General features: G+C 69.6%; 13 protein-coding genes. 10 read left to right on the plus strand and 3 right to left on the minus strand.

Annotated elements, in window-relative coordinates; genetic code table 11:
- Entirely contained in the window at window positions 1-930 is a 930-nt protein-coding gene (locus ACIGA3_RS19420) for a RecB family exonuclease (protein WP_399716984.1), read from the minus strand.
- Window positions 931-1,095: 165 nt separating this feature from the next.
- On the opposite strand from ACIGA3_RS19420, the gene ACIGA3_RS19425 reads away from it, so the two are divergent.
- From ACIGA3_RS19425 to ACIGA3_RS19435, 3 genes are all read left to right on the plus strand, one after another.
- Entirely contained in the window at window positions 1,096-2,481 is a 1,386-nt protein-coding gene (locus tag ACIGA3_RS19425; RefSeq protein ID WP_399716987.1) for a site-2 protease family protein, read from the plus strand.
- 53 nt (window positions 2,482-2,534) lie between these two features.
- Complete coding sequence (locus ACIGA3_RS19430) at window positions 2,535-3,437, plus strand: tRNA (adenine-N1)-methyltransferase (protein WP_389004769.1); 903 nt, start codon at window positions 2,535-2,537, stop codon at window positions 3,435-3,437.
- 208 nt (window positions 3,438-3,645) lie between these two features.
- Window positions 3,646-4,233: a hypothetical protein gene (locus tag ACIGA3_RS19435; protein ID WP_399716991.1), complete on the plus strand. Its 588-nt coding sequence runs from the start codon at window positions 3,646-3,648 to the stop codon at window positions 4,231-4,233.
- Window positions 4,234-4,319: 86 nt separating this feature from the next.
- On the opposite strand, the gene ACIGA3_RS19440 is transcribed toward ACIGA3_RS19435, so the two are convergent.
- Entirely contained in the window at window positions 4,320-4,622 is a 303-nt protein-coding gene (locus ACIGA3_RS19440) for a ferredoxin (RefSeq protein WP_399716993.1), read from the minus strand.
- A 453-nt stretch (window positions 4,623-5,075) separates the two neighbouring features.
- Between ACIGA3_RS19440 and arc the strand changes: the two genes are divergently transcribed.
- The 6 genes from arc to prcA all read left to right on the plus strand — a co-directional run bounded on the left by arc (window position 5,076) and on the right by prcA (window position 11,254).
- On the plus strand, window positions 5,076-6,842 hold the full coding sequence (gene arc / locus ACIGA3_RS19445) for a proteasome ATPase (RefSeq protein ID WP_399716996.1): 1,767 nt from the start codon (window positions 5,076-5,078) through the stop codon (window positions 6,840-6,842).
- 233 nt (window positions 6,843-7,075) lie between these two features.
- Window positions 7,076-8,587, plus strand: coding sequence for a depupylase/deamidase Dop (gene dop / locus ACIGA3_RS19450; RefSeq protein ID WP_399716998.1), 1,512 nt, complete (start codon window positions 7,076-7,078; stop codon window positions 8,585-8,587).
- A gap of 167 nt (window positions 8,588-8,754) precedes the next feature.
- Window positions 8,755-8,973: a ubiquitin-like protein Pup gene (locus ACIGA3_RS19455; RefSeq protein ID WP_399717000.1), complete on the plus strand. Its 219-nt coding sequence runs from the start codon at window positions 8,755-8,757 to the stop codon at window positions 8,971-8,973.
- Between the two features lie 44 nt (window positions 8,974-9,017).
- Window positions 9,018-9,611, plus strand: coding sequence for an endonuclease VII domain-containing protein (locus ACIGA3_RS19460; protein ID WP_399717002.1), 594 nt, complete (start codon window positions 9,018-9,020; stop codon window positions 9,609-9,611).
- Window positions 9,563-10,408 carry a proteasome subunit beta gene (gene prcB, locus ACIGA3_RS19465; protein WP_399717005.1) on the plus strand — a complete coding sequence of 282 codons (846 nt, stop codon included), beginning with the start codon at window positions 9,563-9,565 and terminating at the stop codon, window positions 10,406-10,408. Before ACIGA3_RS19460 ends, prcB begins: the two co-directional genes overlap by 49 nt.
- 63 nt (window positions 10,409-10,471) lie before the next feature.
- The gene (gene prcA / locus ACIGA3_RS19470) at window positions 10,472-11,254 is read left to right on the plus strand and encodes a proteasome subunit alpha (RefSeq protein ID WP_399717008.1); all 783 of its coding nucleotides are present in this window, start codon (window positions 10,472-10,474) and stop codon (window positions 11,252-11,254) included.
- Between the two features lie 84 nt (window positions 11,255-11,338).
- On the opposite strand, the gene ACIGA3_RS19475 is transcribed toward prcA, so the two are convergent.
- Complete coding sequence (locus ACIGA3_RS19475) at window positions 11,339-12,355, minus strand: LacI family DNA-binding transcriptional regulator (RefSeq protein WP_399717010.1); 1,017 nt, start codon at window positions 12,353-12,355, stop codon at window positions 11,339-11,341.
- A gap of 139 nt (window positions 12,356-12,494) precedes the next feature.
- Here ACIGA3_RS19475 and ACIGA3_RS19480 point away from each other — a divergent pair, with 139 nt between their 5' ends.
- On the plus strand, window positions 12,495-13,754 hold the full coding sequence (locus ACIGA3_RS19480) for an MFS transporter (protein WP_399717013.1): 1,260 nt from the start codon (window positions 12,495-12,497) through the stop codon (window positions 13,752-13,754).

The raw sequence follows: 13,754 nt of genomic DNA on the forward strand, positions 1-13,754 counted from the left end.
CTAGACCGGCCCCATTCTGCCCACATCATCCGCACCGGACTCCGCCGCCCTCACGGCAAGCGGATACGGCGGGGGAGTACCCCCGAACTCCGGACACACCGCACGGTGATCGCACCAGCCGCACAGCTTCGTCGGCCGCGGCCGCCACACCCCCGACTCCGTCGCCTCCTGGATCGCCGCCCACAACGCCAGCAGCTTCCGCTCCACCCGCTCCAGATCCGCCGGCACCGGGTCGTACGTCAGCACATCCCCACTGCCGAGATACACCAGCTGCAACCGCCTCGGCACCACCCGCTTCAGCCGCCACACCACCAGCGCGTAGAACTTCATCTGGAACAGGGCGTCCTCCGCGTACTCCGGCCGCGGCGCCTTGCCCGTCTTGTAGTCGACGATGCGCACCTCACCCGTCGGCGCCACATCCACCCGGTCGATGATCCCGCGCAGCCGCAGCCCCGACTCCAGCTCCGTCTCCACGAACAGCTCACGCTCGGCCGGCTCCAGCCGCGTCGGGTCCTCCAGCGCGAACCAGCGCTCCACCAGCCGCTCCGCCTCACCCAGCCAGCGCGCCAGCCGCTCACCCTCCGGATCACCCTCGAACAGCTCCGAGACCTCCGGACGGCTCTCCCGCAACCGGTCCCACTGCGCCGGCACCAACGACTTCGCCCGCGGCGCCGTACGCTCCTCCGCCGGCGCGTCGAACAACCGCTCAAGCACCGCGTGCACCAACGTGCCCCGCGTCGCCGCCTCACTCGGTTTCTCCGGCAGCCGGTCGATCACCCGGAACCGGTACAGCAACGGACACCGCATGAAATCACTCGCCCGCGACGGAGACAGCGACGAAGGCGCCACGACGACCCGCGCGACACCCTCCGCGCCGCCCTCGCCACCCCGAACGCCCTCAGGGGCCCTGTCCTCACCGCTGCTCTCCATGACCCCAGACCATACGGCCCGGCACCGACAGCGACCCAGCCGCACACCCTCCGCCCCAAGAACACCAGGGTGCCGGAGCGGACCGCGCCACCCCGGCCGCATACCATCGACCCGAGACCCTTCCGCCCGGCCACGCGCGGAAGACGCTTCGAACGAGGGGACACCGTGGACGTGAGCGGCGGGAACGGGCAGCCGCGGCCGGACGAGAACCACCCGGCCGAGCACCCCCCAGTGCCTCCGACCCCGAACCCGGAACACGACCCCGAGCCCGGCCCGGAGCACGACAGGGCCACCCCCGACCAGCACGGACCCGGCGACACCCCGGAGCGCACCGAGCACGAACACCGCTCCCTCGCCCACGCCGGCATCGCCCGCACCGACCCGCCCCCCGAGCGCCCCAAGGAACCCGGCGGCGGCATCCTCATGGGCCGCCCCTTCGGCGTACCCGTCTACGTCGCACCCAGCTGGTTCCTCGTCGCCGCCCTCATCACCTGGGTCTTCGGCGGCCAGCTCGACCGCGTCCTGCCCGAACTCGGCGCCCTGCGCTACCTCGTCTCCCTCTTCTTCGCGGTCGCCTTCTACGCCTCCGTACTCGTCCACGAACTCGCCCACACCATCGCCGCGCTCCGCTTCAAACTCCCCGTCCGCCGCATCCAGCTCCAGTTCTTCGGCGGCGTCTCCGAGATCGAGAAGGAAGCCGAGACACCCGGCCGCGAATTCGTCCTCGCCTTCGTCGGCCCCCTGCTCTCCCTCGTCCTCGCCGGACTCTTCTACCTCGCCCTCAAACCCGTCCAGCCCGGCACCGTCCCCGGCGTCCTGCTCGGCGGCCTGATGATCTCCAACCTCATCGTCGCCATCTTCAACCTCCTGCCCGGCCTCCCCCTCGACGGCGGCCGCATGCTCCGCGCCGTCGTCTGGAAGATCACCGGCAAACCCATGACCGGCACCGTCGCCGCCGCCTGGGTCGGCCGCGCCCTCGCCGTCTCCGTCCTCATCGGACTGCCCCTGCTCAACCAGTCCGGCGCCCTCGGCGGCGACCAGGACATCAGCGGCATGGACACCGTCACCGACGCCCTGCTCGCCGCCATCCTCGCCGCCATCATCTGGACCGGCGCCGGAAACAGCCTCCGCATGGCCCGCCTGCGCGAACACCTCCCCGACCTCCGCGCCCGCACCCTCACCCGCCGCGCCGTCCCCGTCCAGACCGACACCCCCCTCTCCGAGGGCCTGCGCCGCGCCAACGCCGCCGGAGCCCGCGCCCTCGTCGTCGTCGACGCCGACGGCACCCCCCTCTCCCTCGTCCGCGAAGCCGCCATCGTCGGCGTCCCCGAACACCGCCGCCCCTGGGTCGCCGTCAGCGAACTCGCCCAGGACCTCACCGACGGCATGCGCGTCTCCGCCGAGCTCGCGGGCGAGGAACTGCTCGACACCCTCCGCGCCACTCCCGCCACCGAGTACCTCGTGATCGAGAACACGGGCGAGATCTACGGGGTCCTCTCCGCGGCGGATGTCGAGAAAGCCTTCGTGAAGGCCATGGCCCGCCCCTCCTAGCGGCACCGGGGAGAGTGGTCGGCACCCCCCGCCGCTGCCGGTAGGCTGGTCACATGTCCGAACCGACCGGTGCCGCCCGCAGGCGCGGGCCCTTCAAGGTCGGGGACCAGGTTCAGCTGACCGACCCCAAGGGCCGCCACTACACGTTCACGCTCGAAGCCGGGAAGAACTTCCACACCCACAAGGGCTCCTTCCCGCACGACGAACTGATCGGCGCCCCCGAGGGCAGCGTTGTCCGCACCACCGGCAACGTCGCCTACCTCGCGCTGCGCCCCCTGCTCCCCGACTACGTCCTGTCCATGCCCCGCGGCGCCGCCGTGGTCTACCCCAAGGACGCGGGGCAGATCCTCGCCTTCGCCGACATCTTCCCCGGCGCCCGCGTCGTCGAAGCGGGCGTGGGCTCCGGCTCCCTCAGCAGCTTCCTGCTCCGCGCCATCGGCGACCAGGGCATGCTGCACTCCTACGAGCGCCGCGAGGACTTCGCAGAGATCGCCAAGCAGAACGTCGAGCGCTACTTCGGCGGCGAACACCCCGCCTGGCAGCTCACCGTCGGCGACCTCCAGGACAACCTGTCCGACACGGACGTCGACCGCGTCATCCTCGACATGCTCGCCCCCTGGGAATGCCTCGAGGCCGTCTCCAAGGCCCTCGTCCCCGGCGGCATCCTCTGCGCCTACGTCGCCACCACCACCCAGCTCGCCCGGACCGTCGAGTCCATCCGCGAGATCGGCTGCTTCAACGAGCCGACCGCCTGGGAAAGCATGATCCGCAACTGGCACATCGAGGGTCTCGCCGTCCGCCCCGATCACCGCATGATCGGCCACACCGGCTTCCTCCTCACCGCCCGCCGCCTCGCCGACGGCGTCGAGCCCCCCATGCGCCGCCGCCGCCCCGCCAAGGGCGCCTACGGCGACGACTACGCCGGACCCAACGCCGACGGCGGCGCGGGCCGCTGACCCGCACCCACCCGGCACAACACGAGGGCGCCGTGCCCCAGTTCCCCACCACCCACGGGAACTCGGGCACGGCGCCCTCGCATTGACCCCAGCCGCCCCCCCCGGCCCGCGTGAAATCCGCACCCGCCCCGCCGTTCCCACCCACCGTGACGTGTGACACCATGCTGGCCACCCCTTCACCGGCACAGCCCCACAGGAGACCCTCCTAGTGCAGCAATCCGCCGTCCCGGAGCTCGCCCGCACGGACACCCGGCCCATCCACTGGGTCGCCACGGCCACCGCGGTCGCCGGCGTGATCGCACTGTCCTCCCTCGTACAGCCCGGCCCGGCCACCGCGGCCCAGCCGACCACCGCCACCGAGGCCAGGCCCGCCCCCGCGCCCACCGCCACCACCCCGCCCGGCACCACCGGCGTCGCCTTCCCCCTGGACTGCGGCCCCGTCAAAGCCGTCGTCGCCCGCAAGACCAGCGGCGACCTCGACGGCGACGGCAAACCCGAAACGGTCGCCGTCGTCCACTGCGACGCCGCCATGGGCACCCCGCCCGACGCCCTCTACGTCCTCACCCGCAACCTCGCCGACGGCAAGCCGCGCGTCGTCGCCACCCTCGTCCAGCCGGCCGACCGCCTCACCGTCACCGACCTCGACCTGAGCGCCCGGACCGTGACAGCCACTCTGCTCGGCTACTCCACCGACGACGTACCCAGCTGCTGCCCCGACGTCAGGAAACCCGCCGCCTGGCACTGGAACGGCCACGCCTTCCTGCGCTCCACCCCCGCCGAGACCCGAGGCGTCTGACCCCGTACGCGCCCGCGACCCCGAACGCACGAGACGCGCGCATGCCCCGCACGCGCGCGTCCTCGCCGAAGCCGTCCCGAGCGGACTCAGTCCGCCTCGGGCCCGAACACCTCGACCCTGTCCGAAACGCGACGCACATGGATGCACGCCCCCGGACACTCCTTCGCCGAGTCCACCACGTCCGTGAGCAGCGGCAGCGGCACCGGCGTCGTCGCGCCCACGCCCTGGAGCAGCTCGTCGTCGGCGTCCTTCACATAAGCCAGCCCGTCGATGTCCAGCTCGAACACCTCCGGCGCGTACTGGGCGCAGATCCCGTCACCGGTACACAGGTCCTGGTCGATCCAGACCTCCAGCGCCTCGCCGTCCGGGGCCTCCTGCTGCACGCTCATCTCTCCTGACCTGGGTTCGCCGGGCGGATGCGCACGGCGGCTGTCGAACATCACGACCCTACCTCCGCCGCCCGCTTTCCCGCCGTGTGCGACCGGGTGGGGGGTTCCTCCGGAACGACGACATCCGGCCGCCCTGGACATGACACCGAAGGACCCCTCCGTCGCTCAGTGTGATGACCCCACGAACCCCCACGCCCCGTTCGCCGCCGCCCCGGAACCGCCCCACCACCCCGCGCAGGACAACTCCGGCCACTCCTGCAGGGTCTTGACACCGGCCGACCCGGAACAAGCGGCTTCCGCATCACGTTCAGTGGGTATCCCCTCCGTGCGAGAGGGAGCGCACCGGGTGACCGACGACACACCTTGACAGTCTTTGTGATCTAGGGGTTTCAATCGACACCCACCCAGGTAGGGTCTGGAAGCGTCCAGCTCCCCTTGGAGGAGGTGAGGACCGTGGCAGCCCACGACGACGACACCAACCGCGGCATCCGCTCGGGACGAGGGTCCGACGACCCTGTCGGGCAGATCGCCTATCTTGAGCAGGAGATCGCCGTCCTGCGCCGCAAGCTCGCCGACTCTCCGCGGCACACGAGGATTCTCGAGGAGCGGATCGTCGAGCTTCAGACCAACCTGGCCGGCGTCTCCACACAGAACGAGCGCCTGGCCAACACACTCCGCGAAGCCCGCGACCAGATCGTGGCCCTCAAGGAGGAAGTCGACCGGCTCGCCCAGCCGCCGGCCGGCTTCGGAGCCTTCCTGCAGGCCAACGAGGACGGCACCGCCGACATCTTCACCGGCGGCCGCAAGCTCCGCGTCAACGTCAGCCCGAGCGTCGAACTCGACACCCTCAGGCGCGGCCAGGAAGTCATGCTCAACGAAGCGCTCAACGTGGTCGAGGCCATGGAGTACGAGAGCGTCGGCGACATCGTCACCCTCAAGGAGATCCTCGAGGACGGCGAACGAGCCCTGGTACTGGGACACACCGACGAGGAACGCGTGGTCCGGCTCGCCGAACCGCTCCGGGGCATCACCATCCGCCCCGGCGACGCCCTCCTCCTCGAACCCCGCTCCGGCTACGTCTACGAAGTCGTGCCCAAGAGCGAGGTCGAAGAACTCGTCCTCGAAGAAGTCCCCGACATCGGCTACGAACAGATCGGCGGACTCGGCGGCCAGATCGAGGCCATCCGCGACGCCGTCGAGCTTCCTTACCTCTACCCCGACCTCTTCAAGGAGCACGAGCTGCGCCCGCCCAAGGGCGTCCTCCTCTACGGACCTCCCGGATGCGGTAAGACCCTGATCGCCAAGGCCGTCGCCAACTCGCTCGCCAAGAAGGTCGCCGAAGTGACCGGACAGGCATCGGGCAAGAGCTTCTTCCTCAACATCAAGGGCCCCGAGCTGCTCAACAAGTACGTCGGCGAGACCGAGCGGCAGATCCGCCTCGTCTTCCAGCGTGCCCGTGAGAAGGCCAGCGAGGGCACCCCCGTCATCGTCTTCTTCGACGAGATGGAATCCCTCTTCCGCACCCGCGGCTCCGGCGTCAGCTCGGACGTGGAGAACACCATCGTCCCCCAGCTCCTCGCCGAGATCGACGGCGTCGAGGGCCTGCAGAACGTGGTCGTCATCGGCGCCTCCAACCGCGAGGACATGATCGACCCCGCCATCCTGCGGCCCGGCCGGCTCGACGTGAAGATCAAGATCGAGCGTCCCGACGCCGAAGCGGCCAAGGACATCTTCGGCAAGTACCTCACCGAGCGCCTCCCGCTGCACTCCGACGACCTCGGCGAGCACGGCGGCGACAGGGAGATCACCGTCCAGAGCATGATCCAGACGGCGGTCGAGCAGATGTACGCCGAATCCGAGGAGAACCGCTTCCTGGAAGTCACCTACGCCAACGGCGACAAGGAAGTCCTCTACTTCAAGGACTTCAACTCCGGCGCCATGATCGAGAACATCGTGGGCCGCGCCAAGAAAATGGCGATCAAGGACTTCCTCGACAAGAGCCAGAAGGGCCTCCGCGTCTCCCACCTCCTCCAGGCATGCGTGGACGAGTTCAAGGAGAACGAGGACCTGCCCAACACCACCAACCCCGACGACTGGGCCCGTATCTCCGGAAAGAAGGGCGAGCGCATCGTCTACATCCGCACCCTCATCACCGGAAAGCAGGGCGCGGACACCGGACGGTCCATCGACACGGTGGCGAACACCGGTCAGTACCTGTAAAAGGCCGAGCGGCTGCGGATGCCCGCCTCGGGCATCCGCAGCCGCCTGCTTTTCAGGCCACGACCGGAGTAGTCAATGACGCAAATGATCTCCCCACCAGTGCAAAGGCGTTCTAGGCTCTTTCCTACCGCCGAGTCGCGCAGTGCGGGGACGGGCACCGCACACGCACCGGAGCGCCAGCGGTACGCGAGCGACACCCAAGACAGAGGGTGCCGCCGGGCAAGGAGGGCCGCATGACCGTACGGCGAGTAATGGGCATCGAGACGGAGTACGGCATCTCCGTCCCCGGCCACCCCAACGCCAATGCCATGCTCACCTCGTCCCAGATCGTCAACGCCTACGCGGCGGCGATGCACCGGGCCCGCCGAGCCCGCTGGGACTTCGAGGAGGAGAACCCGCTGCGCGACGCGCGAGGCTTCGACCTCACACGGGAGGCCGCCGACTCCAGCCAGCTCACCGACGAGGACATCGGCCTCGCCAACGTCATCCTCACCAATGGCGCCCGGCTCTACGTCGACCACGCCCACCCCGAATACAGCGCCCCCGAGGTCACCAACCCCCGGGACGCCGTCCTCTGGGACAAGGCGGGCGAACGCATCATGGCCGAGGCCGCCGAACGCGCGGCCGCGCTGCCCGGCGCCCAGCCCATCCACCTCTACAAGAACAACACCGACAACAAGGGCGCCTCCTACGGCACGCACGAGAACTACCTGATGAAGCGGGAGACCGCCTTCTCGGACATCGTGCGCCACCTGACGCCCTTCTTCGTCTCCCGCCAGGTCTTCGCGGGCGCAGGCCGCGTCGGCATCGGCCAGGACGGCCACGAACACGGCTTCCAGCTCAGCCAGCGCGCCGACTACTTCGAGGTCGAGGTGGGCCTGGAGACCACCCTCAAGCGGCCCATCATCAACACCCGCGACGAACCCCACGCGGACGCCGAGAAGTACCGCCGTCTCCACGTGATCATCGGCGACGCCAACCTCTCGGAGATCTCCACCTATCTCAAGCTGGGTACCACCGCACTGGTCCTGTCCATGATCGAGGACAACTTCATCGCGGTGGACCTCGCCGTGGACCAGCCCGTCCGCACCCTCCACCAGGTCTCCCACGACCCCTCCCTCAAGCACCTCATCACGCTCCGCAGCGGGCGCACACTCACCGCCGTGCAGTTGCAGATGGAGTACTTCGAGCTAGCCCGCAAATACGTCGAGGAGCGCTACGGCGCCGACGCCGACGACCAGACCAAGGACGTCCTCGGCCGCTGGGAGGACACCCTCACCCGGCTGGAGAGCGACCCCATGAGCCTCGCCGGCGAACTGGACTGGGTCGCCAAACGGCAGCTCATGGAGGGCTACCGCCGCCGCGACGACCTCGAATGGGACGCGCCCCGGCTGCACCTGGTCGACCTCCAGTACGCCGACGTACGCCCCGAGAAGGGCCTCTACAACCGCCTGGTCGACCGGGGCCGCATGAAGCGGCTGCTGGACGAGGCGGAGGTCGAGCGGGCGCGTACCAAGCCGCCGGAGGACACCCGGGCCTACTTCCGCGGCCGGTGCCTGGAGCAGTACGCGGACGACGTGGCCGCGGCCTCCTGGGACTCGGTCATCTTCGACCTGCCCGGCCGCGACTCGCTCCAGCGGGTGCCAACCCTGGAACCGCTTCGCGGAACGCGAAATCACGTCAAGGAACTACTGGACCGGTGCCGGACCGCCGACGAGCTGGTCAGGGTGCTCTCCGGCAATTGAAACCCCGGCCCGGGGCATTGATTCGGCTCCCTTCGCAGGGTGGAAATCCCGGCGTCAGGGAATCATCGAGATGGCCCCCGTACGTTCCTGGAACTAGGGGGCCGATGTCGGACCCGGCTTGTAGGGTCTGATCATCACCGAACGGCGAACTGAGCGGGGTGAGGGTTATGGCGACCAAGGACACCGGCGGCGGCCAGCAGAAGGCCACACGCTCCACCGAAGAGGTCGAGGAGCAGACCCAGGAAGCACAGAGCTCCGAAGACCTCAAGGAACGACAGGAAAAGCTGAGCGACGACGTCGACTCGGTTCTGGACGAAATCGACGATGTCCTCGAGGAGAATGCCGAGGATTTCGTGCGCTCATTCGTTCAGAAGGGTGGCCAGTAGGCCACTCTTCCTTCGAATCGTAGGTAGCGGTATCGGGGGACTCGGTGGGGCAAGGAGAGAGGCCGAAGCGTTGCTCGCGGTGCGGGGAGACCAAGCCGCGAGCAACCTTCGCCCGTAACAGATCGACCCGCGACGGATTACAGGCTTACTGCCGTCCGTGCGCGGCGACGTATCACCAAACCCGTCAAGTGGCGAAGGGCAAGAACGTCCGGCCGAGGGTGGAGACGCCGGAGGGATACAAATTCTGTCGGAGATGCGGGGAGATCAAGCCGCACAGCGAGTGGCATCGTAACGCGACGGCTTCCGACGGTCTCTCGACGAGTTGCAAGGCGTGTCGGGCGGCGAAGGGCCGTGCAGACCACCTCAAACGCCACTACGGCATCACGGAAGCCGAGCGTGACGCCATGATCGCCTCGCAGCGGGGGCTCTGCGTGATCTGTCTGGATGCCCCAGCCATTCATGTGGATCACTGCCACAAGACGGGTAGGGTCCGTGGCGTACTGTGCTTTAACTGCAATTCCGGCCTTGGTCTGTTGAGGGACGACCCTGACACCGCTCGCCGGGCCGCCGCCTATCTGGAAGGAAACTCGTGGAAGCCAATACTCGTGGCACCGGGCGTCTACCAGCTGCCTTCCTGACGCCTGGGTCGTCCTCCTTCATGGACTTCCTGTCCGATCACCAGCCGGAGCTGCTGCCGGGCAAGCGGACGCTGCCGCCCGTCCAGGGCGTGATCGAGGCCCCGCACGGGACGACGATCGTGGCCGTCACCTTCCCCGGTGGTGTGGTCCTCGCCGGTGACCGCCGGGCCACCATGGGCAACGTCATCGCGCAGCGGGACATCGAGAAGGTGTTCCCGACGGACGAGTACTCGGCGGTGGGCATCGCCGGCACGGCGGGTCTGGCCGTGGAGATGGTGAAGCTCTTCCAGCTGGAGCTGGAGCACTTCGAGAAGGTCGAGGGCGCCCAGCTGTCCCTGGAGGGCAAGGCGAACCGCCTCTCGACGATGATCCGCTCCAACCTCGGCATGGCCATGCAGGGCTTGGCCGTGGTGCCGCTGTTCGCGGGGTACGACCTGGACCGCGAGCGGGGACGCATCTTCTCGTACGACGTGACGGGCGGCCGTTCCGAGGAGCACAACTTCGCGGCGACCGGCTCGGGCTCGGTGTTCGCGCGCGGTGCGATGAAGAAGCTGTTCCGCGGCGACCTGACCGAGGAGGAGGCCGCCACCCTGGTGGTGCAGGCGCTGTACGACGCGGCCGACGACGACTCGGCGACCGGTGGTCCCGATGTCGCCCGCCGGATCTATCCGATCATCACGGTGATCACCGACGAGGGCTTCCGCAGGCTGACCGAGCAGGAGGCGTCCGAGCTGTCGCGCGCGGTGCTGCAGCGGCGGCTGGAGGAGCCGGACGGTCCGCGGGCCGCCCTGCTCTGAGCGGGCGTCCGGTCTTCGCAGTGAGGTGATCCAGTGACCATGACAGAAAGGGACGGATAACCGGTGTCGACGCCGTTCTATGTCTCACCCCAGCAGGCCATGGCGGATCGCGCCGAGTACGCCCGCAAGGGCATCGCGCGCGGTCGCAGCCTGGTGGTCATGCAGTATGCCGACGGCATCGTGTTCGTCGGCGAGAACCCGTCCCGTGCGCTGCACAAGTTCAGCGAGATCTACGACCGGATCGGTTTCGCGGCCGCCGGCAAGTACAACGAGTACGAGAATCTGCGCATCGGCGGTGTGCGGTACGCGGATCTGCGTGGTTACACCTATGACCGTGACGATGTGACCGCGCGCGGCCTGGCGAACGTGTACGCGCAGACGCTGGGCACGATCTTCTCCTCGGCGGCCGAGAAGCCGTACGAGGTGGAGCTGGTGGTGGCGGAGGTCGGCGCGACTCCGGAGGGTGACCAGATCTACCGGCTGCCGCACGACGGTTCCATCGTGGACGAGCACGGTTCGGTGGCGGTCGGCGGTAACGCGGAGCAGATCAGTACGTTCCTGGATCAGCGGCACCGGGACGGGATGAGTCTGGCGGAGGCGCTGAAGCTGGCGGTGCAGGCGCTGTCGCGGGACACCAATGGCGGTGAGCGGGAGATTCCGGCTGAGCGTCTCGAGGTGGCGGTGCTGGACCGGACGCGTCCGCAGAAGCGGAAGTTCAAGCGCATCGTGGGCGGTCAGCTGTCGCGGCTGCTGGCGGCAAACGGCGCGACGACCGAGGCGGAGAGCGCGGACGATCCGGACGACGCTCCGGACGCTCCCGGTGCGGCGGGCTCCGAGAAGGAGTGAGGCGCGCGCTCGCGCGGTGTTTTTCAGGTGCCCTCGGCCGGTTTCCGGTCGGGGGCACCTTGTGTTGCCGGCGCCGGATGGGCCCTAGGAGGGCCGTGGCGGGGCCGTGGAGGCTCGGGGGATGAGGTGGACGGGGATGTCCCCGTGTTCCGGTTCGCGGCCGTCCAGGACGGCGAGGAGGGCTTCCATGCCGCGTTCGCCGAAGAGTTCGGCGTCGAGGCGGACGGTGGTGAGTTCGGGGTCGAGGGCGGTGGCGAGGGCGAGGTCGTCGAGGCCGGTGACGGAGATGTCGTCGGGGATGCGCAGGCCGAGGCGGCGCAGGGCCTTGTAGGCGCCGGCGGCGAGTTTGTCGTCGTCGCAGACGATGGCGGTGGGGCGGGGGCCGGGGGTGGTGAGGGCGGCTTCGGTGGCGGCGCGGGCGGCGTCGATGGTGATGGGCGCGTGGGCGGTGGCGAGCCGGGTGCCGGGTACGGCGGCGAGGCGGTCGGCGAGTTCGCGGGCGCGGATCTCGAAGGTCCAGGAGGGCACGTCGGCGGCGAGGTGGAGGACGTGGCGGTGGCCGAGGCCGAGGAGGTGGTCGGTGACCTGGCGGACGCCGTCGGTGATGTCGAGGTTGACGGTGGCGGCGCCGAGGCTGCCGGCGGGGTCGCTGTCGAGCATGACGAGGGGGAGCTGGTCGCCGCTGATGGCGGTGAGGGCGTCGGCGGCCATGGAGGAGGCGATGACGCCGTCGAGGGCGGCCTGGGCGGAGGCGAAGGGGTCGCGGGCGGGGCCGACGCCTTCGGGGGAGGGGTAGAGGACGACGCCGAAGCCGTGCCGGGCGGCGACGCGGGCGGCTCCGGTGTAGACGCCGGCGAAGAACTCGGTGGTGAGGGCGGGGACGACGAGGAGGACGGTGCGGGTGTGGCCGAGGCGGAGGTTGCGGGCGGCGAGGTTGGGGCGGTAGCCGAGGTCGGTGGCGGCCTGGCGTACGCGCTCGGCGGTGGTCTCGGCGACGCGGCCGCGCCATTTGTCGCCGAGGACGAGTGAGACGGCGGCCTGGCTGACTCCGGCCGCGCGGGCGACGTCACGGCTGGTCGGGCGCGTGCTGCTGCGTGCCACCGTGGGCGTGCTCCTTGGTATGGGCGGGGTTGCGTTCTGGACGGTCGGACAGCGCACATGGTACGTATGAAGGCGTTAGTTATACGTAACACTTCGGGGACGTCGCGGCGGTCCGGAGCGGCCGCTGAAGGGGCGGGACATGGCGACGGGTTATCTGGAGATCCTGCGGGCGCGGCATGCGCTGCGTCTGCTGACCGGGACGCTGGTGGGCCGGCTGCCCAACGCGGTGGCGCCGATCGCCATGGTGCTGTTCGTGCGCGCGGAGGGCGGTACGTACAGCCTGGCGGGTGCGCTGGCGGCGGTGTACGGGGTGGCGAACGCGGTGGGGCAGCCGCTGCTGGGGCGGCTGGTGGACCTGTACGGGCAGCCGAGGGTGCAGTTGCCCGCGGCGGTGGCGTCGGCGCTGGCGATGGCGGGGTTCGCGTTCTGCGGGATCGGTCCGCTGGGGCTCGCGTACGCGCTGGTGGTGCTGGCCGGGCTGTTCACGCCGCCGCTGGAGGGCGGGCTGCGGGCGTTGTGGCCGTCGGTGCTGCGCCGGGGGGATCAGGTGCACACGGCGTACGCGCTGGACGCGGTGGCGCAGGAGGTGATGTTCACGGTCGGGCCGCTGCTGGTGACGTTGTGCGTGTCGGTGTGGTCGGAGCGGGCGGCGCTGCTGGTGCTGAACGTGGTGGGGGTGCTGGGGGCGCTGTCGGTGGTGGTGTCGGCGCCGTCGCGGGCCTGGCGGTCGGAGCCGCGGGAGGCGCACTGGCTGGGGGCGCTCAGGTCGCGGGGGCTGCTGGCGTTGCTGGGGGCGTTCCTGTTCGTGGGGATCGCCATGGGGTCGATCACGGTGGCGTCGGTGTCGTACGCGGACGGGCACGGTGGTGACGCGGTGTACGGCTGGATGATGGCGGGGCTGGGTCTGGGGGCGCTGGCCGGCGGGACGGTGTACGGGGCGCGGCGGTGGGCCGGGGTCCCGGAGCGGCGGTTGCGGGTGCTGGTGGCGTTGCTGGCGGTGTGTTATCTGCCGTTGCTGTCGATGCCGGGTGTGGTGGCGATGGTGCTGTTGTCGGTGGTGTCGGGGGTGTTCCTGGCACCGTGCATCGCGTGTGCGTTCATCATCGTGGACCGGCATGCTCCGGCGGGGACGGTGACGGAGGCTTTCTCGTGGCTGGTGACGACGTTCATGGTGGGCGCGTCGGTGGGTACGGGGCTCGCGGGGCCGGTGGTCCAGTCGGGTGGTGCGTCGTGGGGGTTCGCGCTGCCGGGGGTGGCGGGGTGTGCGTCGTTGCTGGTGCTGCTGGCCACGGGGCGGGTGCTGACGGCTCCGGTTGGGGGCGGTGTGGTTGCGGCTTCATCGGAAAATGATCCAGATCGTGCTGCCGAACCCCGTTTCAGTTCAGGGGATCGGGCGTAA

The organism is Streptomyces sp. NPDC085596, assembly GCF_044541565.1.
GTDB lineage: Bacteria > Actinomycetota > Actinomycetes > Streptomycetales > Streptomycetaceae > Streptomyces.